Source organism: Anaeromyxobacter sp. SG66, from assembly GCF_022690805.1.
Taxonomy (GTDB): Bacteria; Myxococcota; Myxococcia; order Myxococcales; family Anaeromyxobacteraceae; genus Anaeromyxobacter; species Anaeromyxobacter soli.
The window spans coordinates 104,172-127,080 of record NZ_JALCZC010000004.1; the positions used below are offsets into that span (position 1 = coordinate 104,172).

19 protein-coding genes are annotated in these 22,909 nt (G+C 72.2%); 14 read left to right on the top strand and 5 right to left on the bottom strand.

Annotated elements, in window-relative coordinates; all coding sequences use genetic code 11:
* Positions 1-4: 4 nt before the first annotated feature.
* From atpA to ychF, 14 genes are all read left to right on the top strand, one after another.
* Positions 5-1,540, top strand: coding sequence for a F0F1 ATP synthase subunit alpha (gene atpA, locus MNZ39_RS02850; RefSeq protein ID WP_242334164.1), 1,536 nt, complete (start codon positions 5-7; stop codon positions 1,538-1,540).
* Between the two features lie 21 nt (positions 1,541-1,561).
* Positions 1,562-2,437: an ATP synthase F1 subunit gamma gene (gene atpG / locus MNZ39_RS02855; RefSeq protein ID WP_242334167.1), complete on the top strand. Its 876-nt coding sequence runs from the start codon at positions 1,562-1,564 to the stop codon at positions 2,435-2,437.
* Positions 2,438-2,454: 17 nt separating this feature from the next.
* Complete coding sequence (gene atpD, locus MNZ39_RS02860; protein WP_242334169.1) at positions 2,455-3,903, top strand: F0F1 ATP synthase subunit beta; 1,449 nt, start codon at positions 2,455-2,457, stop codon at positions 3,901-3,903.
* Between the two features lie 3 nt (positions 3,904-3,906).
* A complete protein-coding gene (locus MNZ39_RS02865) occupies positions 3,907-4,305 on the top strand; it encodes a F0F1 ATP synthase subunit epsilon (RefSeq protein ID WP_242334172.1) in 399 nt (132 codons plus the stop codon).
* A gap of 295 nt (positions 4,306-4,600) precedes the next feature.
* Entirely contained in the window at positions 4,601-7,309 is a 2,709-nt protein-coding gene (gyrA, locus tag MNZ39_RS02870; RefSeq protein ID WP_255821338.1) for a DNA gyrase subunit A, read from the top strand.
* Positions 7,306-8,145, top strand: coding sequence for a tetratricopeptide repeat protein (locus MNZ39_RS02875; protein ID WP_242334175.1), 840 nt, complete (start codon positions 7,306-7,308; stop codon positions 8,143-8,145). Before gyrA ends, MNZ39_RS02875 begins: the two co-directional genes overlap by 4 nt.
* A gap of 17 nt (positions 8,146-8,162) precedes the next feature.
* On the top strand, positions 8,163-9,452 hold the full coding sequence (gene hemL, locus MNZ39_RS02880; RefSeq protein ID WP_242334179.1) for a glutamate-1-semialdehyde 2,1-aminomutase: 1,290 nt from the start codon (positions 8,163-8,165) through the stop codon (positions 9,450-9,452).
* Entirely contained in the window at positions 9,453-10,583 is a 1,131-nt protein-coding gene (locus MNZ39_RS02885) for an aminotransferase class V-fold PLP-dependent enzyme (RefSeq protein ID WP_242334182.1), read from the top strand. It begins immediately after the preceding gene.
* A 149-nt stretch (positions 10,584-10,732) separates the two neighbouring features.
* Complete coding sequence (locus MNZ39_RS02890; RefSeq protein WP_242334185.1) at positions 10,733-10,996, top strand: AtpZ/AtpI family protein; 264 nt, start codon at positions 10,733-10,735, stop codon at positions 10,994-10,996.
* On the top strand, positions 10,993-11,361 hold the full coding sequence (locus MNZ39_RS02895; RefSeq protein ID WP_242334187.1) for a hypothetical protein: 369 nt from the start codon (positions 10,993-10,995) through the stop codon (positions 11,359-11,361). The genes MNZ39_RS02890 and MNZ39_RS02895 overlap by 4 nt, the downstream gene beginning before the upstream one ends.
* Positions 11,358-12,452: a F0F1 ATP synthase subunit A gene (gene atpB, locus MNZ39_RS02900; RefSeq protein WP_242334190.1), complete on the top strand. Its 1,095-nt coding sequence runs from the start codon at positions 11,358-11,360 to the stop codon at positions 12,450-12,452. The genes MNZ39_RS02895 and atpB overlap by 4 nt, the downstream gene beginning before the upstream one ends.
* Positions 12,453-12,525: 73 nt before the next feature.
* Positions 12,526-12,756, top strand: a complete 231-nt coding sequence (gene atpE / locus MNZ39_RS02905; RefSeq protein ID WP_242334192.1) for an ATP synthase F0 subunit C — start codon at positions 12,526-12,528, stop codon at positions 12,754-12,756.
* Between the two features lie 52 nt (positions 12,757-12,808).
* Positions 12,809-13,342: a F0F1 ATP synthase subunit B gene (atpF, locus tag MNZ39_RS02910; protein WP_242334195.1), complete on the top strand. Its 534-nt coding sequence runs from the start codon at positions 12,809-12,811 to the stop codon at positions 13,340-13,342.
* 85 nt (positions 13,343-13,427) lie between these two features.
* A complete protein-coding gene (gene ychF / locus MNZ39_RS02915; RefSeq protein ID WP_242334198.1) occupies positions 13,428-14,540 on the top strand; it encodes a redox-regulated ATPase YchF in 1,113 nt (370 codons plus the stop codon).
* On the opposite strand, the gene pdxA is transcribed toward ychF, so the two are convergent.
* The 5 genes from pdxA to mfd form a co-directional block, all read right to left on the bottom strand.
* Positions 14,541-15,662 carry a 4-hydroxythreonine-4-phosphate dehydrogenase PdxA gene (gene pdxA, locus MNZ39_RS02920; RefSeq protein ID WP_242334201.1) on the bottom strand — a complete coding sequence of 374 codons (1,122 nt, stop codon included), beginning with the start codon at positions 15,660-15,662 and terminating at the stop codon, positions 14,541-14,543.
* Positions 15,659-16,678, bottom strand: a complete 1,020-nt coding sequence (locus MNZ39_RS02925) for a peptidylprolyl isomerase (RefSeq protein WP_242334204.1) — start codon at positions 16,676-16,678, stop codon at positions 15,659-15,661. The genes pdxA and MNZ39_RS02925 overlap by 4 nt, the downstream gene beginning before the upstream one ends.
* A complete protein-coding gene (locus MNZ39_RS02930; protein ID WP_242334207.1) occupies positions 16,675-17,628 on the bottom strand; it encodes a peptidyl-prolyl cis-trans isomerase in 954 nt (317 codons plus the stop codon). Before MNZ39_RS02930 ends, MNZ39_RS02925 begins: the two co-directional genes overlap by 4 nt.
* A 2-nt stretch (positions 17,629-17,630) precedes the next feature.
* Positions 17,631-18,635: a peptidyl-prolyl cis-trans isomerase gene (locus tag MNZ39_RS02935; protein WP_242334210.1), complete on the bottom strand. Its 1,005-nt coding sequence runs from the start codon at positions 18,633-18,635 to the stop codon at positions 17,631-17,633.
* A gap of 268 nt (positions 18,636-18,903) precedes the next feature.
* On the bottom strand, positions 18,904-22,593 hold the full coding sequence (mfd, locus tag MNZ39_RS02940; RefSeq protein WP_242334213.1) for a transcription-repair coupling factor: 3,690 nt from the start codon (positions 22,591-22,593) through the stop codon (positions 18,904-18,906).
* Positions 22,594-22,909: the final 316 nt, after the last annotated feature.

A 22,909-nucleotide genomic window follows, 5' to 3' on the forward strand; every position in this document is an offset into this window, starting at 1 on the left:
CACGATGGATATCCGCGCCGACGAGATCAGCCGCATCATCCGCGAGCAGATCAAGGACTACGGCAAGAAGGTCGACGTCGCCGAGACCGGCACCGTCCTCAGCCAGGCGGACGGCGTCGCCCGCATCTACGGCCTCGCCGGCGCCGCCGCCGGCGAGCTGCTCGAGTTCCCGGGCGGCGTCTCCGGCCTCGTCCTCAACCTCGAGGAGGACAACGTCGGCGCCGCCATCATGGGCGCCTACGAGCACATCCGCGAGGGCGACCCGGTGAAGCGCACCGGGAAGATCGCCGAGGTGCCGGTGGGCGAGGAGCTGCTCGGCCGCGTGGTCGACGGCCTCGGCAACCCCATCGACGGCCGCGGCCCGATCAACGCGAAGCAGACCCGCAAGATCGAGATCAAGGCCCCCGGCATCGTGAAGCGCAAGTCGGTGCACGAGCCGATGCAGACCGGCCTCAAGGCGATCGACGCCCTGGTCCCGGTCGGCCGCGGGCAGCGCGAGCTCATCCTCGGCGACCGCCAGACGGGCAAGACCGCGGTCGCGATCGACACGATCATCAACAACAAGGGGAACAACCTCCACTGCTTCTACGTGGCCATCGGCCAGAAGCAGTCGACGGTGGCCCGCGTCGTCGACACGCTCAAGAAGCACGGCGCGATGGAGTACACGACGGTCGTCGCGGCGAACGCGTCCGACCCCGCCCCGATGCAGTACCTCGCGCCGTACACCGGCGTGACTATGGCGGAGTACTTCCGCGACTCCGGCCGCCACGCGCTCATCATCTACGACGACCTCTCGAAGCAGGCCGTGGCGTACCGCCAGCTCTCGCTGCTGCTGCGCCGCCCGCCGGGCCGCGAGGCGTACCCGGGCGACGTGTTCTACCTCCACAGCCGCCTGCTCGAGCGCGCCGCGAAGCTCTCCGACAAGGAGGGCGGCGGGTCGCTCACCGCGCTCCCCATCATCGAGACGCAGGCCGGCGACGTGTCGGCGTACATCCCGACGAACGTCATCTCCATCACCGACGGCCAGATCTTCCTCGAGTCGAACCTCTTCTATCAGGGCGTCCGGCCGGCCATTAACGTCGGCATCTCGGTGTCCCGCGTCGGCGGCTCCGCGCAGATCAAGGCGATGAAGCAGGTCGCCGGCTCGCTCAAGCTCGAGCTCGCCCAGTACCGCGAGCTCGCCGCGTTCGCCCAGTTCGGCTCCGACCTCGACAAGGCCACCCAGGAGACCCTCGCCCGCGGCGAGCGGCTCGTGGAGGTGCTGAAGCAGGGCCAGTACCTGCCGATGCCGGTCGAGAAGCAGGTCATCCAGATCTACGCGGCGACCATGCGCGACGAGAACGGCCAGGGCTGGATCCGCGCGGTGCCGGTCGAGCAGATCGGCCGCTACATGCAGGAGCTCATCGAGTTCCTCGACGGCCGCCACCCGGAGGTCGCCCGCGCCATCGCCGAGAAGAAGGCGCTCGACGACGGCATCAAGGCCCAGCTCGACGCGGCGCTCCGCGAGTTCCGCGGCGTGTTCCAGATCGAGGGCCAGTAGGCCCTCCGAGGACGAGCCCCCGTGCCCTCACTGCGCGACATCCGGAACCGCATCGGCTCGGTCAAGTCGACGCGGCAGATCACGAAGGCGATGAAGATGGTCTCGGCGGCCAAGCTGCGCCGGGCCCAGGACGCCATCCTGAAGACGCGCCCGTACGCGCAGCTCCTCGAGCAGACGCTCGCGCGGGTGGCGGCGCGCGCGGCCGCGGACGAGGTGGTGGCCCACCCGCTCCTCGCCCCGCGCGCCCAGCACACCGCCGAGGTGGTGGTCATCACGAGCGACCGCGGCCTCGCCGGCGGCTTCAACTCGAACATCGCCCGCTTCACGCAGCGCTTCCTCGTCGAGAACGGCGACCGGTTCGAGCGCATCCAGCTCGCCACCGTCGGCCGCAAGGGGCGCGACTTCTTCCGGGCGCGCAAGGTGGAGGTCCGCAAGGACTTCACCGGGGTGAACGCGGCCCTCACCTACGAGAAGGCCGAGGACCTCGCCCGCGAGTACACGGAGCGCTACCTCTCCGGCGAGGTGGACGCGGTCTTCCTCGCCTACAACGAGTTCAAGAGCGCCATCTCCCAGAAGCCGGTGGTGTTCCAGCTCCTGCCCATCGAGACGGCGCCCGGCGCCGACGCGAGCGGCGCCGCCATCGACTTCAAGTACGAGCCGTCGCGCGAGGGGCTCCTGCGCGACCTGCTCCCCCGCCACATCGCGATGCAGGTGTGGCGCGCGCTGCTCGAGTCCGCCGCCAGCGAGCACGGCGCGCGCATGAGCGCGATGGAGAGCGCGACCAAGAACGCCGAGGAGATGATCGCCTCGCTCACCCTTCAGTACAACCGCGCGCGCCAGGCCTACGTCACGAAGGAGCTGATGGAGATCGTGAGCGGCGCCGAGGCGCTCAAGTAGATTTGGGAAAGGAAGACATGACCACCCCGACGAACGTTCAGAGCGGCAGGATCACCCAGGTCATCGGCCCGGTCGTGGACGTGGAGTTCCCGCCCGGAGCGCTGCCGGACATCTACACCGCGCTCTCGGTGACGAACCCCGCGCTCGACGCGCGCGCCGACAACCTCGTCATCGAGGTCGCCCAGCACCTCGGCGAGAACACCGCCCGCTGCATCGCGATGGACTCGACCGAAGGCCTCGTGCGCGGCATGGGCGTGCGCACCACCGGCGCCCCCATCTCCGTGCCGGTCGGCAAGGAGGTGCTCGGCCGCATCCTCAACGTCGTCGGCGAGCCGGTCGACGAGCGCGGGCCCGTGGCGTCGGTGCGCAAGTTCCCCATCCACCGCCCGGCGCCGACCCTCGTCGAGCAGAACGTGAAGATCGAGGCGTTCGAGACCGGCATCAAGGTCATCGACCTCCTCGCCCCGTACCTCCGCGGCGGCAAGATCGGCCTCTTCGGCGGCGCCGGCGTCGGCAAGACCGTGCTCCTCATGGAGCTCGTGAACAACGTCGCGAAGAAGCGCGGCGGCTTCTCGGTGTTCGCCGGCGTGGGCGAGCGCACCCGCGAGGGGAACGACCTCTACCACGAGATGATCGAGTCGGGCGTCATCAACAAGGACGACCTCTCGAAGAGCCAGTGCGTGCTCGTGTACGGGCAGATGAACGAGCCGCCCGGCGCGCGCGCCCGGGTGGCGCTCTCGGCGCTCGCCATCGCGGAGTACTTCCGCGACGAAGAGAACCGGGACATGCTGCTCTTCATCGACAACATCTTCCGCTTCACGCAGGCGGGCTCCGAGGTGTCGGCGCTCCTCGGCCGCATCCCCTCGGCCGTCGGTTACCAGCCGACGCTCTCCACCGAGATGGGCGAGCTCCAGGAGCGCATCACCTCCACGAAGAACGGCGCCATCACCTCGGTGCAGGCCATCTACGTCCCCGCCGACGACCTCACCGACCCGGCCCCGGCGACCGCGTTCGCCCACCTCGACGCGACGACGGTGCTCAGCCGCAAGCTGACCGAGATCGGCATCTACCCGGCCGTCGATCCGCTCGACTCGACCTCGCGAATCCTCGACCCGCTCGTCGTCGGCCAGGAGCACTACCAGGTCGCCCGCGTCGTCCAGGAGACGCTGCAGCGCTACAAGGACCTCCAGGACATCATCGCCATCCTCGGCATGGACGAGCTCTCCGAGGACGACAAGCTCACCGTGGCGCGCGCCCGCAAGGTCCAGCGCTTCCTCTCGCAGCCGTTCCACGTCGCCGAGCAGTTCACCGGCAACCCGGGCAAGTACGTCGAGCTCGCCGACACGATCCGCGGCTTCAAGGAGATCGTGGACGGCAAGCACGACGACCTGCCGGAGCAGGCGTTCTACATGGTGGGCGGCATCGACGAGGCGGTCGAGAAGGCGAAGAAGCTGGCCGCGGGGTAACCGATGGCGCTCACCCTCGACATCGTCACGCCGGAGCGGCGCGTCCTCTCGGTCACCGTCGACGAGGTCCGCGCGCCGGGCGTCGCGGGCGGCTTCGGCATCCGCCTGAACCACGAGCCCTTCATGACGGCGCTGGAGCCCGGTCGGCTCACGTACGTCGAGGGGGGCCGGGAGCACCACTACGCGGTGGGCGGCGGCTTCCTGCAGGTCGCCGACAACCGGGTCATCGTGCTGGCCGACACCGCCGAGGCGGCCGCCGACATCGACGTCGAGCGGGCGAAGCGCGCCTTCGACGACGCGCAGGATCGGCTGCTCCGCCTCACCGAGCAGGACGGCCACTACGGCGAGGAGTCGGCGCGCGTGCGCCGGGCCGCGGCGCGGCTCTCGGTGGCCGGGCGCTAGGCGTCTCGCTCCACTCGTGGACCCAGGGCGGGGAGGCGCACGGCGCGCCTCCCCGCTCTCTTTTTTCGGGCCGGCGGGAGCGTCCGGGCGGGACGGATCGTGAAGGACGAGCGCGGCGCTCGGGGGCGCGCGGAGGGGTCCGCCGCGCGGGCCCGGCGGACGCCCCGAAGGCCCGCCCCGGGACGGGCAAAAGCGTTGAATCTCCGAGGGAAACCGGCTAAAACACCCCCTTCTCCCAGGTGCCCGCGCGCTCGAACCCCCTCGCGCGCCTATGGCCCGGGAGGGAAGAGCTCCGATGGCCGAAGAGAACCTCCCGCCGAGCCCGCCCGCCGCCGCCCCCGGGGCGCCGCCGCCCGGAGACGGGCAGCGCGCCCAGGTCGCGATCGAAGACGAGATGCGCAAGTCGTATCTCGACTACTCGATGTCGGTCATCATCGGCCGCGCGCTGCCGGACGTGCGCGACGGCCTGAAGCCCGTGCACCGCCGCGTGATGTACGCGATGCACACCGAGGGGCTGCACCACAACAAGCGCTACTCGAAGTGCGCCGGCGTCGTCGGCGAGGTGCTGAAGAAGTACCACCCCCACGGCGACTCCTCGGTCTACGACGCCCTCGTCCGGCTCGCCCAGGACTGGAACCTCCGCTACCCGCTCATCGACGGCCAGGGCAACTTCGGCTCGGTCGACGGCGATCCCGCCGCGGCCTACCGGTACACCGAGTCCCGCCTCGAGCGGCTCGCCGACTTCCTCCTCGCCGACATCGACAAGGAGACGGTCGACTGGGGGCCGAACTTCGACGACTCGACCGTCGAGCCGCTCGTCCTCCCCACCCGCTTCCCCAACCTGCTCGTCAACGGCTCGGCCGGCATCGCGGTCGGCATGGCGACGAACATCCCGCCCCACAACATGGGCGAGGTGCTCGACGCGGTGGCGCACCTCATCTCGAATCCCAAGGCGTCCGTCCCGGAGCTCATGCGCTTCATCCCCGGGCCGGACTTCCCGACCGCCGGGATCATCCAGGGGCGCGACGGCATCCGCGCCGCCTACGAGAAGGGGCGCGGCACCATCCAGGTGCGCGCGCGCGCGTCGGTCGAGGTCCACCCCAAGACCGAGCGCGAGGCGATCGTCGTCACCGAGATCCCCTACCAGGTGAACAAGGCGAAGCTCGTCGAGCACATCGCCGAGCTCGTGCGCGACAAGCGCCTCGAGGGGATCAGCGACCTCCGCGACGAGTCCAGCCGCGAGGGCATGCGCATCGTCATCGAGCTGAAGCGTGACGCGGTCGCGCAGGTGGTGCTGAACAACCTGTACGCCCACACGCAGATGCAGACCGGCTTCGGCGTGACGCTCCTCGCCATCGACGGCGGCCAGCCGCGCATCCTCAACCTGAAGGAGCTGCTCGAGCGCTTCGTCGCCCACCGCCGCGACGTGGTCACCCGCCGCACGCGCTTCGAGCTGCGCAAGGCGCGCGAGCGCGAGCACATCCTGCTCGGCCTGCAGATCGCGCTCGACCACCTCGACGAGATCATCGAGCTCATCCGCAAGGCGCCCGACCGCGACGCGGCCCGCGACGGGCTCATGACCGGCTTCGCCCTCTCGGAGCTCCAGGCGAAGGCCATCCTCGAGATGCAGCTGCAGCGCCTCACCGGCCTCGAGCGCCAGAAGATCCTGGACGAGCTCGCCGAGGTGCAGAAGCTCATCGGCCGCCTGAAGGAGATCCTCGCCTCCGAGGCCGTCCTCATGGAGGTCATCGTCTCGGAGCTGAAGGAGGTGCGGCAGCTCTTCGCCGACGAGCGGCGCACCGAGATCCTGGGCGAGGCGACCGACTACTCCACGGAGGACCTCATCGCCGAGGAGGAGATGGTCGTCACCGTCTCCCACGCCGGCTACGTGAAGCGGAACCCGGTGTCGCTCTATCGCGCCCAGCGGCGCGGCGGGCGCGGCAAGACCGGCGCGGCCACGCGGGACGAGGACTTCCTCGAGGCGATCTTCGTCGCCTCGACGCACAGCTACCTGCTCGTCTTCTCGGACAAGGGCAAGGTCTACTGGCTCAAGGTCCACGAGATCCCGCCGGCCGGGCGCGCCGCGCGCGGCAAGCCCATCGTGAACCTCGTGCAGCTCTCGCCGGGCGAGAAGGTCGCCGCGATCCTGCCGGTGCGGCGGCTCCCGGAGCCCGCCGGCGCCGAGGATGCGGCCGAGATCGCCGCCGAGCCGGGCGAGGCCGAGGCCGCGGAGCCCGCCGAGAAGGCGAACGGCGCGGTCGCCGCCGAGCCCGGACAGTTCGTGTTCATGGCCACGCGCCGGGGGCTCATCAAGAAGACCCGCCTCGAGCAGTTCGCGAGGCCGCGCGCGGCCGGCATCATCGCGCTCGGCATCGAGGAGGGCGACGAGCTCATCGCCGCGCGGCTCATCGACGGCAAGAGCCACGTGCTCCTCTCGACCGCGCAGGGGATGGCCATCCGCTTCGAGGAGTCCGACGTGCGCGCCATGGGGCGGACCGCCTACGGCGTGAAGGGCATCACCCTCGAGGCGGAGGACGCGGTCGTCTCGGCCGAGTCGATCCCGGCGGCGCCGCCGGAGGGCGAGCCCGCGCCGACCATCCTCACCGTCACGCAGAACGGCTACGGCAAGCGCACCGAGCTCGCCGAGTACCGCATCCAGAGCCGCGGCGGGAAGGGCATCATCACCATCAAGACCACCGAGCGGAACGGCCCGGTGGTCGCCGCGGCGCTCGTGTCCGACGCCGAGGAGGTGATGCTCATCACGAACGGCGGCATGCTCATCCGCATGCCCTCGCGCGGGATCAGCCTCATCGGGCGGAACACCCAGGGCGTCCGCCTCATCACCCTCGAGTCCAAGTCCGAGCAGGTGGTGGGCCTCGCGCGCGTCGCCGAGACCACGCCCGAGGCGGCGGCGGCCGGGGTCGCCGAGGCGGCGGAGGGCGAGGAGCCGCCCGAGGGCGGGCCGGAGGACCAGGGCGGCGGGGAGCCGGAGGCAGGCGCGTGAGGCGGCGGTCGGGCCCCTTCGCCGCCGCGCTCGCGGCGGCGCTCGCGCTCGCCTGCGCCTCGCCGGCGAAGCGGCTCGAGGAGGCGAACGGGAAGCGCCACGCGGGCGACCCGAAGGGCGCGCTCCAGGGCTACAAGGCGGTGCTCGCCGAGCTCGGCGACGCGACGCTCTCGCCCGACGAGGCGGCGGTGCGCTGCAAGGCGCTGCGCTTCGCGGGGGACGTCTCGTACCTCGAGCTCGGCGACTACACCGGCGCGATCTCCTACTACCGGCGCATCGTGGCGCTCTACCCGGGCGGCAAGGAGGCGCGCGAGGCGCGCGTCCAGATCGGCGACATCTACCGCGAGCGCTTCCGCGACCCGCTCGCCGCGATCGCCCAGTACGCGGACGTCGCCGCCTCGAGCGCGCCGGAGGCGCCGCGCTACCAGCTCGAGGTCGCCCGCGCCTACCTCGAGCTCAAGAACTGGTCGCAGGCGCGCACCGAGGCCCGCATCCTGCGGGAGAAGTGGCCCGATCACGAGCTCGCCGACGAGGCGCAGCTCCTCACCGCCCAGGCGTGGTCGCTCGAGAAGCGCGACGACGAGGCGCTCTCCGCCTTCCAGGCGCTCATCGACAGCAAGCCGCGCCCGGAGCTCGCGGCCCGCGCGCTCGAGGGGCAGGCCCTCATCCACGCGCAGGCGGGGCGCTTCGACCGCGCGCTCGAGCTGTACGCGCTCGCGCTGCCCATCCACCCGAACCCGGACGCGATCCGGACCAACATCGAGGCGGTCACCGAGCGCCGCGAGCGGGCGAAGCCCGCGACGCTGCCGGGCGATCGCGCCGCCGCCTTCCGCTAGTCACCGAGAGGAAAGCCATGAAGACCGAGCTGTCGGAGAAGCTGTTCGCGAAGGCGCAGACCCTGTTCCCCGGCGGCGTGAACTCGCCGGTGCGCGCGTTCCGCGGCGTGGGCGGGACGCCCCGGTTCATCGCGCGCGGCAGGGGCAGCCACCTCGTCGACGTCGACGGCAACGACTACGTCGACTACGTGCTCTCCTGGGGTCCGATGATCGTCGGGCACGCCCACCCGGAGGTGATGCGCGAGGTGCAGGACGCCATGAAGGAGGGCGCCTCGTTCGGCGCCCCCTCGCCGCGCGAGATCACCCTCGCGGAGCTCGTGCGCGAGCGGATGCCCTGGATCGAGAAGATGCGCTTCTGCTCCTCGGGCACCGAGGCCACCACCGCCGCCATCCGCGTGGCGCGCGGCTTCACGGGGCGCGACGACATCCTCAAGTTCGAGGGCTGCTACCACGGCGCGGGCGATCCGCTCCTCGTGAAGGCGGGCTCCGGCGTCGAGACGCTCGGGCTGCCCGACTCCCCGGGCGTGCCGGCGGACCTCGCGAAGCACACGCTCACGCTGCCGTACAACGACCTCGCCGCCGCCGAGCGGCTCTTCGCCGAGCGGGGCGACCGCCTCGCCGGCGTCATCATCGAGCCGGTGGTCGGCAACATGGGCGTGCTCGTCCCCAGGGCGGGCTACCTCGAGGGCCTGCTCACCCTGTGCCGCAAGCACGGCGCGCTCCTCATCGTGGACGAGGTGATGACCGGCTTCCGCGTGTCGTCGGGGGGCGCCTGCGGGCTCTTCGGCCTCCGGCCGGACCTCGTCACCTTCGGCAAGGTCATCGGGGGCGGGCTGCCGGTGGGCGCCTTCGGCGGGCGCGCCGACGTCATGGATCGGGTCGCGCCGGCGGGGCCCATCTACCAGGCGGGCACGCTCTCCGGGAACCCCATGGCGATGGCGGCCGGGACCGCCACCCTGCGGCTCATGACCCCCGCCGCCTACGAGAAGCTCGAGAGCCTCGCCGCGAAGCTCGCGGACGGGCTCCGCGCCCGAGCCGCCGCCGCCAAGGTGCCGGTGCAGGTGAACCGGGTCGGCTCCATGCTCACGGTGTTCTTCTCGGAGAAGCCGGTGTTCGACGCCGCGAGCGCGCGGCTCTCCTCGACGAAGCGCTTCGGCGCCTTCTTCCACCGCATGCTGGAGGGCGGCGCCTACCTCCCGCCCTCGCAGTTCGAGGCGGCGTTCCTCTCGACCGCGCACTCCGAGGGCGACATCGAGCACACGCTCCTCGCGGCCGAGGCGGCGTTCGCCGAGGCCGCGAAGGTCTAGATGCCCGGCTGGGCGGAGCGCTTCGCGCCATTCGAGGGCGTCGCCTACCTCGACGCCGCGAGCCAGGGCCCCATCCCGCTCGCGGCGTCGCGCGCCGGGCGCGAGGCGCTCGCCCTCAAGGAGCGGCCCTGGCGCATCTCGGCGGCCACCTACGTCTCGGCCGTCTCCGAGGCGCGGGCCCTCGCGGCGCGCCTCCTCGGCGCGCGCGAGGAGGCAGTGGCGCTCGTCACCGGGGCGGGTCAGGTGGTGAACGCCGTCGCGCGCGGGCTCGACCTCGGCGAGGGCGACGAGGTGGTGCTCGCGCGGCACGAGTTCCCCTCGAACGACCTGCCCTGGCGCTGGCTCGCCCGCCGCGGCGTCGCGATCCGCGTCGTCGAGCCGGATCATCCGACCGGCGCGGTCTCGGCCGAGCGGCTCGCCGAGGGGGTCGGTCCGCGGACCCGCGTCGTCGCGTTCGCCCACGTCTCGTACCTCCACGGCGGGCGGCTCGATCCCGGGCCGGTGGTCGAGGCGGCGCGGCGCTTCGGGGCGATCACGGTGGTGGACGGGAGCCAGGCGGCGGGCGCGCTGCCGTTCGACTTCGGCGGCTCCGGCGTCGACGTCTACGCCGCCTCCGCCTACAAGCACCTGCTCGGCCCGTATGGCTGCGGGCTCGGGCTCTTCTCGGCGCAGGTGCTCGACCGGCTCGCGGTGGGGGATCTGAACTGGTGGGCGGTGAAGGGCGCGGAGGACTACGGCAACCTGCCCGCCGACATCGAGCTTCGGCCCGGCGCGCAGCGCTACGACGCGCACGAGACGGCGGCGTTCTTCAACCTGCTCCCGCTCGCCGAGTCGCTGCGCCTCCTCCTCGAGGCGACGCCCGCCGCGGTCCAGGCGCACGCCCGCGCGCTCGGCGACCGCCTCCTCGCGCGCCTGCCGCAAAGCTTCGTCCCGGCGAGCCCCCTCGAGCCGGCCGCGCGGAGCCACCTCCTCTGCCTGCGCGCGCAGACCTCCGCCGCCACCCTCGCCGCGTACGAGCGGCTCCGCGCAGCCAAGGTCTGGGCGTCGCTGCGCGGCGACCGGATCCGAGTGTCGCCGCACCTTTACAGTACCGAGGAGGACGTCGACCGGCTGCTCGCCGCGCTCGGCTGAGCAGATCGGGGTGGGAGCGCTCCCGGCGGGGTGCGAGACCATTGACGTGTGCGCCACGCCCCTGCTATACGGGCGTGCCTTTCCGCCCGCGGAAGCATTGGGGAATCCCGCTTCTCCGGGGTTGCGGAGAGGCCGGCAGCGGAGGGTCTTTGGCGGATCCCGAGGATCGAGAGCGCGGGTCCGGCGAGGACAAGGGGCTCTCCGGGCTCGCCGAGGGGTACCGGAAGGCCGCGCCGTACATGGCGGCCTCCTCGAGCCTCGTCGGCGCGGTCGGCGTGTTCACGTTCCTCGGCTACCTCGCCGACCGGAAGCTCGGGAACGAGGTCCCCTGGCTCACGATGCTGGGGGCGGTGCTCGGCATGACGGGCGGCTTCATCAGCTTCTTCAGGCAGGTCCTCAAGGGAAAGAAGTGAAGCATCAGGTCATCACCGTCGCCCTCTCGCTCGCCTTCGTCGGCCTCGCGCTCGCCGCGGGGCAGTACCGGCGCGCGGCGCTCGTGGGCGCGACGGCCTGCAGCTTCACCGCCCTCCTGTCGATGCTCGTGCTCGCCCGCTCGGTGAAGAACGCCGAGAAGCCCCTCAAGCCGGCGCTGCTCGTCATGACCGTCGCGTTCCTCGCCCGCATCCTCCTCGTCGCGCTCGGCACCGTGTTCGTGGCGCGCGCCGGCGAGAACGTCTTCGCCTTCGTCGTCGCCTTCTTCGTGCCGTACTTCGCCTTCAGCGCCGTCGAGGGCGTCTACCTCCACTCGCTTCGCCGCTTCACGGGAAGGGCCGCATGACCGCCATCCTGACCCTCGCGCTCACGCTTTCCCTCGCTCAGGCGCCCGCCGCGCATGAGGCGCCGGCGCACGAGACGCCCGAGGTCGCCGCGCCCGCCGCCGAGGGCGGCCACGGCGAGGCGGGTGGGCACGGCGGCGGCCTCTCCGAGTCGCTCATGCACCACGTGACCGACGGTCACACGCTCGAGTACCCGGGCTACTGCGAGGGCGGCTTCGCCTGGAACTGCGAGGTCGACCTCGACCACGTGTTCGGCACGCACCGCGATCACGCCACCGGCAAGGCGTCGGGCCCGCTCGTCTTCGGCTCGCTCGACATGACGCCGACGAAGCACGCGGTGATGATGTGGATCGCCTCGCTCGTGCTCATCGTCGCCTTCGTCTCGGCGGTGCGCAGGAAGGGGCTCGTCCCCCGCGGCCTCTACAACTTCCTCGAGATGCTCGTGCAGTTCGTGCGGAACGAGATCGCCCGCAAGAACATCGGCGAGCACGACGGCGACCGCTTCGTCCCGTACCTCGTCACCGCCTTCTTCTTCATCCTCTTCGTCAACCTGTTCGGCCTCTTGCCCTGGTCCGCCACCGCGACCGGCAACCTGTCCGTCACGGTCGCCCTGGCGCTGTTCACCTTCGTCATCACGCAGTACGCGGCCATCAAGGCGATGGGGCTCGGCGGCTGGCTGAAGCACCTGACGGGCGGCGTCGCCCCGTGGCTGTGGCCCATCATGATCCCGGTCGAGATCCTGGGCCTCTTCACGAAGCCCTTCGCTCTCACCGTCCGTCTCTTCGCCAACATGGTGGCGGGCCACATCGTCATCTTCTCGCTCATCGGCCTCATCTTCGCCCTCGGCCACTGGGGCGTGGCGTTCGGCTCGGTGCCGATGGCGCTCGGCATCTACCTGCTCGAGCTCTTCGTCGCGTTCGTGCAGGCCTACATCTTCACCATGCTCTCCTCGCTCTTCATCGGTCAGGGCCTCGCGCACCACGGCCACGACGAGGAGCACGGCGAGCACGGCCACGCCGAGCCGGGCATGGGCTCGGTCGATCACGGCAACCACGCTTCTCACGTGGCGGGGGCGTCCCCCGGCCATGGGTAGTCGAGCGCTCCACGCGCCACGGGAATCAAGCGGCCCGGTAATCCCGCACCTCTGAAAGACAAGGCAGACGACCATGACCTCCACCGCCCTCGCGTTCCTCTCCGCCGGCTTCGGCGCCGGCCTCGCCGTCCTCGGCGCCGGCCTCGGCATCGGCAAGCTCGCCGCCGCCGCCATGGAGGGCTCCGCCCGCCAGCCGACCGTCGCCGGCGACATCCGCACCTCGATGATCATCGCCGCCGCCCTCATCGAGGGCGTGACGCTCTTCGCGATCGTCGTCTGCGTGCTCCTCGCCATCAAGGCGTAGGGGCACATCCGCTCGTCGAACCTTCACCTCCTCTTCACCCACGGAGTCGCGCATGGCCTCCCTCGCGTCCCTGCCCCTCGCAGCCGGAGGGCTCACGGACCTGAACCCCGGCCTCACCCTCTGGGCGGCCATCACGTTCCTGTTCCTGCTCGTGGTCCTCTCCAAGTTCGCGTGGGGGCCCATCGTCAAGATGCTCGACGAGCGGGAGCGGACCATCCGCGAGGCGATCGAGGCGGCCAAGAAGGAGCGCGCCGAGGCGGAGCGGATGCTCGCCGAGCAGAAGGCCTCCCTCGCCCAGGCGCAGCGCGAGGCCGCCGAGCTCGCGCGGCGCAACCAGCAGGAGGTCGAGGTGCTCCGCCAGGAGCTCACCGCCCGCGCCCGCAAGGAGGCGGACGAGCTCGTCTCCTCCGCGCGCAGGCAGATCGACGAGGAGAAGACCAAGGCGATGTCGGAGCTCCGCGCGCAGGTCGCGGACCTCGCCATCGACGCGGCCTCCCGCCTCGTGAAGGCGAACCTCGACGACGCCTCGCAGCGCAAGCTCGTCGAGGACTACATCGCGCAGCTCCCGGCGAACCGCGCCGCCTAGCGCGGCCGGACCGGTCTAGACGCTCCGGCGGGCCCCGCGTCCGCCGGAGCGTTTCCATTTTCCGCGGGCTAGATTCAAGGGTCGCATGGGTCTCTCGATCGGCATCGTCGGCCTCCCCAACGTGGGGAAGTCCACCCTCTTCAACGCGCTCCTCGGCGCGGCGCAGGCCGCGGCCGCGAACTACCCGTTCTGCACCATCGAGCCGAACGTGGGGGTCGTGCCGGTGCCCGATCGGCGGCTCGAGCGGCTGGCCGCGCTCTTCAAGCCGAAGAAGACCACCCCCACCACCCTCGAGTTCGTGGACATCGCCGGCCTCGTGGCCGGCGCCTCCAAGGGCGAGGGGCTCGGCAACCAGTTCCTCGGCAACATCCGCCAGGTCGACGCGATCGCCCACGTACTGCGCTGCTTCGAGGACCCTGACGTCGTGCACGTCGCGGGCAAGGTCGATCCGCGCGGCGACCGCGAGGTCGTCGAGACCGAGCTCATGCTGAAGGACCTCGAGTCGGTCGAGAAGCGGCGCGAGCGGGCCATGAAGAACGCCAAGGCGCCGGGGAAGCCCGGCGAGCTCGCCAAGGCGGAGCTCGCCGCGCTCGACCGCGCCAAGGCCGGCCTCGAGGCGGGCACCCCCGTCCGCGCGCAGAAGCTCTCCGAGGACGACCGCGCGCTGCTCGCCGACCTCTTCCTCCTCACCTCGAAGCCGGTGCTCTACATCGCCAACGTGGACGAGTCGCAGCTCGGCAAGGAGGCGACCGATCCGAGCATCCTGGCCGTGAAGGCGCTCGCCGACGCCGAGGGCGCGCCCATGGTGGAGATCTCCGGCAAGGTCGAGTCCGAGCTCGCCGCGCTCGCCCCCGGCGAGCGGGAGGAGTACCTCGCCTCGCTCGGGCTGGAGGAGCCCGGGCTCGACCGGCTCGTCCACGCGGGCTACCGGCTGCTCGGCCTCATCACCTACTTCACGGCCGGCGAGGACGAGTGCCGCGCCTGGACCGTGAAGGCGGGCTCGCGCGCCCCCCAGGCGGCGGGCGTCATCCACTCCGACTTCGAGAAGGGCTTCATCAAGGCGGAGGTGATCCGCATCGAGGATCTGCTCGAGCTGAAGAGCGAGTCCGCCGCGCGCGAGAAGGGCAAGCTGCGCATCGAGGGCAAGGAGTACGTCGTCCAGGACGGCGACGTGATGCACTTCAGGTTTAATGTGTGATCAGCGGCCGCGGGTCGGGCGGGCCTGCGCCCTGACCCCCGCGATGCGCGCGGCGAGGCGGAGCGCGGCGATCATCGAGGCCGGGTTCGCCACCCCGCTGCCGGCGATGTCGTAGGCGACCCCGTGATCCGGGCTCGTGCGCACGATGGGGAGCCCGAGCGTCACGTTCACCGCCGGGTCCCCGCCCACCGCGTCGAGGAGCTTCACGGGGATGAGCCCCTGGTCGTGGTAGAGGGCGACCACCGCGTCGAACTCGCCGAGCGCGGCGCGGAAGAACACCGAGTCCGCGGGGAACGGGCCGCGCGCGCGGGCGCCGGCGCTCGCCGCGCGGGCGAGCGCGGCGGGGAGGAGCGTCTTCTCCTCGTCGCCGAACGCGCCCTCCTCGCCGGCGTGCGGGTTGAGCGCGGCGAGGGCGAGGCGCGGGCGCGCGAGGCCCAGGTCCTCGCGCAGCGCCCGGTGGGTGATGACGAGCGTCTCGGCGATGCGCTCGACGGTGAGCGCGCGCCTGAGCTTCGCGAAGGCGACGTGGTTCGTGACGAGCGCGATCTTGAGCTTCTCGCCGGCGAGCATCATCACCGAGCGGCGCACCCCGCAGCGGGCCTCGAGCCACTCGGTGTGGCCCACGAAGCCGGGCAGCGCGCGGGCGACCTGGGCCTTCGACACCGGGGCGGTGGTGAGCGCGTCGGCGTCGCCGCGCCGCACGGCGTCGAAGGCGGCCTCCAGGGCGGCGAGCTGGGCCTCGCCGGCGCGGGGATCGGGGCGGCCGGGGCGCACCGCGCCCGCGGGGAGCCGGGTGACCGTGACGAGCGCGCCCTCCGGCGGGAGCGGCGCGCCGGGGACGACGAGCGGGAGTCCGCTCGAGGCGAGCTCGCGGGCGAGCACGCGCGCGTCGCCGAAGACGTAGGGCACGAGGGCGCCCCGCAGCGCCGCGAGCGCCTTGGCGGTCACCTCGGCGCCCACGCCCGAGGGGTCGCCGAGGCTCACGGCGATGCGCGGCAGCGCGGGGAGCCGGGCGCGCTCCGGCCGCGCGCTCGCGGCGGCGCGGCGCCGCGGCGCCCGGGGCGAGGAGGCGATGGGTCGCGGCGCGACGGCGACCGCGTGCCGGCGCGCGCGGACGCTCACTTCTGCAGCTCGGGCAGCTTGGTCTCGACGAGCGCGTCGCGCCGCAGCTCGGCGATGAGCTGCTGGCGGTAGGTGCCCGCCTGCTGGTCGACGAGGTGGGCGCGGATCTCCTCCTTCGCGTCCTCGAACGACTTCGTCCCCGACGCCCGGCGCTCCTCGACCTTGAAGACGTGCAGGCCCGGGCCGGCGCGCACGGGCGGCGACAGCTCGCCCGGCTTGAGGGCGAACGCCGCGTCCTCGAGGGCCTTCTCGATGGTGCCGCGGCGGAGCCAGCCGAGGTCGCCGCCCTCGGCGGCGGAGGGGCCCTTCGACACCTCGCGCGCCACCGCCGAGAAGTCCTCGCCGGTCTTGAGCCGCTGCAGGATGCGGGTCATCTGCTCCTGCACCTTCTCCTGCTGCGCCTTCGTGGCGCCGTCCGGCAGGGGCAGGAAGATGTGGCGGACCTTCACCTCGTCCTCGCCGCCGAACTCCTGCGGGTGCGACTGGTAGTAGTTGCGCAGGTCGTCGTCCGAGACCTTCACCTTGGAGCGCACCTCGTACTGGAGGACGAGGAAGGCGTCGTACTCGCGCTTCACGTTGGCGCGGAAGGCGGCCCGGTCGAGCCCCTGCTCCTTGAGCGCGCGCTCGAGCGCCGCGTCGTCGAAGTCGTTGCGCTTCTTGATGTCCGCGACCGCCTCGTCGATCTGCTGCTCGGTCGCCTCGAGCTGCAGCTCCGCCGCCTTCGCCTGGAGGAGCCGCTCGGCGATCACGTCGTCGAGGGCGCGCTTCAGCGCGGCGGCCTGGGCCTGGTCGCGCTCGGGCCCGGGGCTGAGCTGCTCCGCCTTGAGCAGCGCGGGGCCGGCGCGGTCGGCGAGCTCGGAGAGCGTCACCACCTCGCCGTTCACGAGCGCGGCGACGCGGTCGACGACCTGGTGAGGGGCGGCCGCCGTGGGAGGCGTCGCGGGCGCCGCAGGAGCCGCGGGGGCGGCAGGGGCGGCGGCGAGGAGGACGAGCAGGGGGAGGGCGGCAGGGGTCACGGATTCACTCCGGCGAGGGCCTTCTCGTCGATCTCGATGCGGGCGCGCTCGCGCAAGGCCTTGAGATAATCGTCCTGGGCCCGCGCGCGCTTCTCGCGGGTGAGCTTCTCGGCGATTTCGGGCCGCGCCTGGTCGAGCGAGCGCCGGGCCGCGGCGCGCCGGTCGATCACCTTGAAGACGTGGAAGCCGTACGGTGAGGGGGTGACGTCGCTCACCTTGTTGAGGGGCAGGGAGAAGGTGACGTCGAAGACCTCGGGGAACCCCGCGCCGCGCCCGATGAAGCCGAGGTCGCCGCCGGCCTTGCCCTCCGGGGCGATCGACGACTTGCGCGCGACCTCCGCGAAGGTCTGCGGGTTCCTGCGGAGGCGGTCGCGGATCGCGAGCGCCTCCTCCTTGGTCGACACCACGACCTGGAGCACGTGCACCCGCTCCGGCTCCTCGAACTCCGCCGCGTGGTCCGCGTAGTAGCGCTGGATCTCCCCGTCGGCGACCTGCACCTGCGGGAACACCTGCTCCTCGAAGAGCCGCTCGATGGTGAGCTGGTCCTTGAGCCGCCCCTTGAGGTCCGCCTGGCCGAGGCGCTGCTGGGCGAGGAGGTCGTCGAAGTTCGAGCCGGGGTACTCGGCGCGCACCCGCAGGAACGCGCGCTCGACCTGGTCCTGGCCCACCACGATGGACCGGGCGCGCGCCTCCTGGAGGAGGAGCGCCCGATCCACGAGCTCGTCGAGGAGGCCGCGGCGGAGCGTGTCGCCCCCGCCGTCGGCCTGGGCCTCGCCGGCGCGCGTCTCGCGCAGCTCGCGCGCGAGGACGTCGGCGCCGATGGGCTCGCCGTTCACGAGCGCCACGGCGCGCGGCGCGGGCGGCGCGTCCTTCTTCCCGCCGCCGCACCGGCCGCAGCCCCCGGCGAGCACGCCGAGGACCGCGAGCGGGATGAGGAGCCTCGCGCGCACGCCTACTTCGCCGGCGGGGCGGGGGTCGCGCTCGGCATCGGGCCGTGGGGCATGACCCCCGTCATCCCGGTGCCGGGCATCCCGGGCATGGCGCCCGGCGCGGCGGCGCTGACCTCCACCGCCTCGAGGGCCTTCTCGTCGACGGAGATCTTCGCCTCGTCCTTGAGGCGCTTCAGCCACTCGTCGAACTCCTTCGTCTTCTTCTCGCGGTAGAGCTTGTTCTGGATCTGCGCCTTCACCTGGTCGAAGGAGCGGTTCAGCTCCTCCTGCTGGGCGGTGAGCTTGAGGAGGTAGAAGCCCTTCGGCGTCTCGACGACGCCGGAGGTCTGCCCGGCGGAGAGCGCGAAGGCGGCGTCGGCGAGCTCCTTCGAGTAGGCCGCCGTGAGCTCCTCGTGCGACTTGTACTGCAGGTCGCCGCCGGCGTTCTTCGTGGCGGCGTCCTCGGAGTACTGCGAGACCGCCTGCGTGAAGGCGAGCGGGTTCTTCTGCTCGTCGGCCTTGATCTTGGCGAGCGCGGCCTTCGCGGCGGCGAGCTTCTTCGCGCGCTCGGGCGAGCCGGCCGGCGCCTCGAACACCACCGCGGCGACGCGCACGCGCTTCGGGCGGAAGTAGTCCGTCTTGTGCTCGTCGTAGTACTTCTGGAGCTCGGGCTCGGGGACCTCCTTCGCGCGCTCGAGGTCCTGGAAGTTCTTCTGGACGAGCTTCTGGACCATGATCTTCTTCAGGGTCAGCTGCACGTCGGGATCCGTCGCGAGGCCCTGCTTCTCGGCCTCACGCGCGAGCACCTCGAAGCGGATGAGGTTGTCGAGGAACTCCTTCTTCCGCTCGAGCGTCGAGTAGCGCGCGCGGATGAACGGCGACTGCTCGTCGAGGCGGGCCTTGAACTCGTCGGCGGTGATGGTGACCCCGTTGCCCTTCGCGATCACGGGGCCCGACTTCTTGTCCTTCGGCGACTGGCAGGCGGCGGCGAGCGCGCAGAGGCCGATGACGAGGGAACGGCGCAGCATGCGGGTGCTCCTTCGGGAAGACGTGCGGTAAAGGCCGGTCAGCCAACGCAGGACCACGCCCCGTTCTTCCCCGCCGGGGGTTCGGGCGCTGGCTTGGAGCGGCTGAAAAGAGCACGGAACGAGGGGGGGATCAAGGACGAGGTCCCCCCGTCGGGTGGCCCGCCGTCCCTCGCGCGCCAGGTCGCGCCCCCGGCTCCCAAAGCCCTGTCCCGGCGCCCGCTCGAGGGGCGCGATCCGACGCGAAGCGCGGCCAGGCGCCGCGGCCGGTTCACTCGGGCCGCGCGCAGCGGGCGAGGCCGGCGAGGAGCTGGCGGGCGGCGCCGAGCAGCTCGCGCCCGGTCGAGAGCTCCATGGCCGGCGACGGCACGAGCCCGACCGCCGCCGTCCGGACGGCCACCGGCGCAGGGCGCGGGGCCGCCTTGCCCTTCACGATCCTGGCAGGCTTGCCGGGCGGGGCCTTCGCCGGCGGAGGCTTCGCGCCGGGGAGCGCCGAGACGAGCTTCATGTCCGGGGTGAGGCGCAGCGCGCCGCCCGAGGCCGCCACGTGCTTCGCGAGCAGGAACGGGTCGAGCGCGGCCGTCTCGCCGAGGGTGAGGACGAGCCGGCCGGGGCCGGCCTCGATGGCGCGGATGCGCAGCGCGCGCAGCCGCACCTTCACCGCCATCACGTCGCAGAGCGCGTCGAGCTCCTCCGGCGGATCGCCGCAGCGGTCGATGATCTCCGCCCGCACCTCGTCGAGCTCCTCGTCGGTCGTCGCCTGGGCCAGCCGCTTGTAGAAGTAGAGCCGCTGGTGGACGTCCGGCATGTACGGGTCGGGGATGAAGGCCGGGACCGGGAGCTGCACGTCGGGATCGATGTCCTCGCGCGGCGGCTCGCCCTTGAGCTCGCGCACGGCCTCGTCGAGGAGCTCGGAGTAGAGCTCGAAGCCGACCGCCTCGATCTGGCCGGACTGGTCCTTGCCGAGCAGGTTCCCCGCCCCGCGGATCTCGAGGTCGTGGCTCGCGATCTTGAAGCCGGCGCCGAGCTCGCTGAAGCGCTGCAGGACCTCGAGCCGCTTCTGGGCGTCCTTCGTCACGGGGCGCCGCGCGGGCACGAGCAGGTACGCGTAGGCGCGCTCGCGGCTGCGGCCGACGCGGCCGCGGATCTGGTAGAGCTGCGCGAGGCCGAAGTGGTCGGCGCGGTTCACGATGATGGTGTTCGCGCTCGGGATGTCGAGGCCGCTCTCGATGATCGACGTCGCGAGGAGCACGTCGAGCTCCTTGCGGACGAAGCGGCTCATCACCTCCTCGAGCTTGCCCTCGCCCATCTGCCCGTGGGCGACGCCCACCCGCGCCTCGGGCGCGATCTCGGCGAGGAACTTCTGCATCGCCGCGATCGAGCGGACGCGGTTGTGGACGAAGTACACCTGCCCGCCGCGCTTCAGCTCGGTCTCGATCGCCTCCTTGACCACCTGCGGGTCGAACTTCATGACGAAGGTGCGGATGGCGCGCCGATCCTCCGGCGGCGTGGCGATGATGGAGAGGTCCCGCACGCCGGCGAGGCTCATGTGCAGCGTGCGCGGGATGGGCGTCGCGGTGAGCGTCAAGACGTCCACGAGCTTGCGGAGCTTCTTCAGGCGCTCCTTGTGCGCGACGCCGAAGCGCTGCTCCTCGTCCACCACCACGAGGCCGAGCTCCTTGAAGGAGACGTCCGCGGCGAGGAGCCGGTGGGTGCCGACGACGATGTCGACCTTCCCCTGGGCGGCGTCCTTCAGGATCCGCTTCACCTCCTCGGAGGTCTTCATCCGGGAGACCGCCTCGATGCGCACCGGGTAGCCCTTGAAGCGCTCCCGGAAGGTCCGCTCGTGCTGCGAGGCGAGCACGGTGGTCGGGACGAGCACCGCCACCTGCTTCTTCGAGAGCACCGCGAGCATGGCGGCGCGCATCGCCACCTCGGTCTTGCCGTAGCCGACGTCGCCGCACACAAGGCGGTCCATCGGCGCCGAGGCCGCTTCGCCGCTGCGCTGCTTGCGCATGTCGCGCACCACGTCCGCGATGGCCTTCGCCTGGTCGGGCGTCTCCTCCCAGGGGAACTCCGCCTCGAACTCGCGGAAGACGCCGTCCGGCTCGGCGAACTGGAAGCCCGGGTGCGCCGCGCGGGCGGCGTAGATGTCGAGCAGCTCCGCCGCCATCTTGAGGAGCTGCTCCTTCACCCGCGCCTTGCGGAGCGCGAAGGACTGCCCGCCGAGCCGGTCGAGCCGGACCGACTCCGGCGAGGCGCCGGTGAACTTCTGCACCTGGCGCAGCTTCGCGACCGGCAGGTAGAGCCGGTCGGCGCCGTCGTAGGCGAGGACGAGGAAGTCGCCCTCCACCCCGCGGATCTGCATCTTGGTGAGGCCGAGGTAGCGGGCGATGCCGTGCTCGACGTGGACGACGAGGTCGCCGTCGTTGAGCTCGCGGAAGGCCGCCGCGAAGGCGTTCTCCTCCTTGGTGCGCCGCGCCTTCTTGCGCACCCGCCGGCCGAAGATCTCCTCGTCCGCGACGACCGCGAGCCCCGCCTCGCCGTCCACGAAGCCCTGCGAGATCTCGCCCTGGAAGACGTGGGCGTGGATGGCGGGGTCGAAGATCGCGCGCGGATCGCCGGGAGGGCCCTCGTGCGCGCGCAGCGCCTGGCGCCGATCCTCGAGGAGCCGGCGGAGCCGGTCCGCGGTGGAGGGCGAGCCGCAGGCGACCACGGCCGCGATGCCCCGCCGGCGCCACTCGTCGAGGCGGCGGGTGAGCGGGGCGAGCGCGCCCTCGTCGCCGTGGGCGGCCTCGATTTCCCCGCGGATGGCGTGCGTGTCCGAGAGCGAGAAGCGGACGGGCTCCGCCGTCCCGAGCCACACCCCGTGGCGGCGCACCACCGGCCGCGCCGCGAGCGCGGCGAGCGCCTCGGCTGCGGGGAGGAAGTGCGCCTGTGGCGGGAGGGCCAGCTCCTCGCGGCGCAGCGCGGCCTCGTGCTCGCGGGCGAGCTCCAGGTCGAGCTCCTGGAGCGCCTCCTCCACGCCGCCCGCGTCGTCCACGTAGGCGAGGGTGCCCGGGGGCAGGTAGTCGAGGAGCGTGCCGAGCCCCCCGGGGTGGAAGCCGGGGAGGAGCGCCTCCATGCCGAAGAACGGGGTGCCGGCGTCGATCGCGTCGAGCACCTCGCGCACGCGCGAGGTGGGGCGGTTCACGCGCTCGGCCGCCTCGCGCACCGCCGCCTTGGCCGCCTCCTTCCCCTCGTCGGAGAAGAGCGCCTCGCGCGCCGGGGAGAGGAGCACCTCCGCCACGTCGCCCTCGCTGCGCTGGGTCTGCGGGTCGAAGGCGCGGCAGCTCTCGATCTCGTCGCCGAAGAACTCGAGCCGCACGGGCGCCGCGTCGGCCGGGCTCCACAGGTCGACGATGCCGCCGCGGACGGCGAACGTGCCGGGGTCCTCGACGAGGGGCGTGCGGGTGAAGCCGAGCAGCACGAGCTTCGCGGCGAGCGCCTCGCGCTCGATCGAGACGCCCTTGCCGAGGAGGTCCGCCCCCGCCTCGAACACGCGGCGCGGCACCATGCGGCGCGCGAGCGCGCGCGCCGAGACCACCACCGCCTTCACGGCATCCGGGGCGACATGGAGCTTCGCGAGCGCGGAGAGCCGCTCCATCTCCACGCCGCGGTCCGGCGACAGGTCGTCGTAGGGCAGCACCGCGTCGGACGGGACGCGCACGACGGCGTCCCGCCCGAGGAAGAAGGCGAGGTCGCGCGCGAGCCCGTCCGCGTCCTCCTCATCGGGTGCGACCGCGAGGACCGCGCGCGCCCGCGCGGGGCCCGGCGCGAGGAGCTCCCGCACGAGGTATCCGCGGGCGGCGCCGGCGACGCCCACCACGTCGGCGCGCCGGTGGGTCTCGAGGGCACGGCGGACGCGGGCGCGCGCGTCGGTCGGGGCAGTCTCGTCTGAGGAAGGCTTCGTCGTGATCACGGCGATCGGCTCGGGGGCGGCATCTTACTTGCGACGCCGCCTGGGGGCGCGCGCGTTTCATGCCCGCTCGGGACGCGGTCGAAAAGAAGAGGCGCCGGGCTCAACGGACGACCTTCGCCGTGCTCGCGCCGCCGCAGTCGCTCGCCCCCGTGGGGAGCGTTCGCGACTTCGGGGGAGCGTTCACGCCGATCCTCGCCGTGCCCGACGCCTCGCCCTGATCCTAACTCCCCCCATCCCGCCGCGCCCGCTGCGCCACCTGCTTCCTTGATCGGCCTCTGGGGCACCGCTACACTCGGACCAGCCCTGGAACGCCTTA

Coding starts and splice junctions, on each gene's coding strand:
- atpA (WP_242334164.1), top strand. CDS start 5: ATGGATATCCGCGCCGACGAGATCAGCCGCATCATCCGCGAGCAGATC.
- atpD (WP_242334169.1), top strand. CDS start 2,455: ATGACCACCCCGACGAACGTTCAGAGCGGCAGGATCACCCAGGTCATC.
- MNZ39_RS02865 (WP_242334172.1), top strand. CDS start 3,907: ATGGCGCTCACCCTCGACATCGTCACGCCGGAGCGGCGCGTCCTCTCG.
- gyrA (WP_255821338.1), top strand. CDS start 4,601: ATGGCCGAAGAGAACCTCCCGCCGAGCCCGCCCGCCGCCGCCCCCGGG.
- hemL (WP_242334179.1), top strand. CDS start 8,163: ATGAAGACCGAGCTGTCGGAGAAGCTGTTCGCGAAGGCGCAGACCCTG.
- MNZ39_RS02885 (WP_242334182.1), top strand. CDS start 9,453: ATGCCCGGCTGGGCGGAGCGCTTCGCGCCATTCGAGGGCGTCGCCTAC.
- atpB (WP_242334190.1), top strand. CDS start 11,358: ATGACCGCCATCCTGACCCTCGCGCTCACGCTTTCCCTCGCTCAGGCG.
- atpE (WP_242334192.1), top strand. CDS start 12,526: ATGACCTCCACCGCCCTCGCGTTCCTCTCCGCCGGCTTCGGCGCCGGC.
- atpF (WP_242334195.1), top strand. CDS start 12,809: ATGGCCTCCCTCGCGTCCCTGCCCCTCGCAGCCGGAGGGCTCACGGAC.
- ychF (WP_242334198.1), top strand. CDS start 13,428: ATGGGTCTCTCGATCGGCATCGTCGGCCTCCCCAACGTGGGGAAGTCC.
- MNZ39_RS02935 (WP_242334210.1), bottom strand. CDS start 18,635: ATGCTGCGCCGTTCCCTCGTCATCGGCCTCTGCGCGCTCGCCGCCGCC.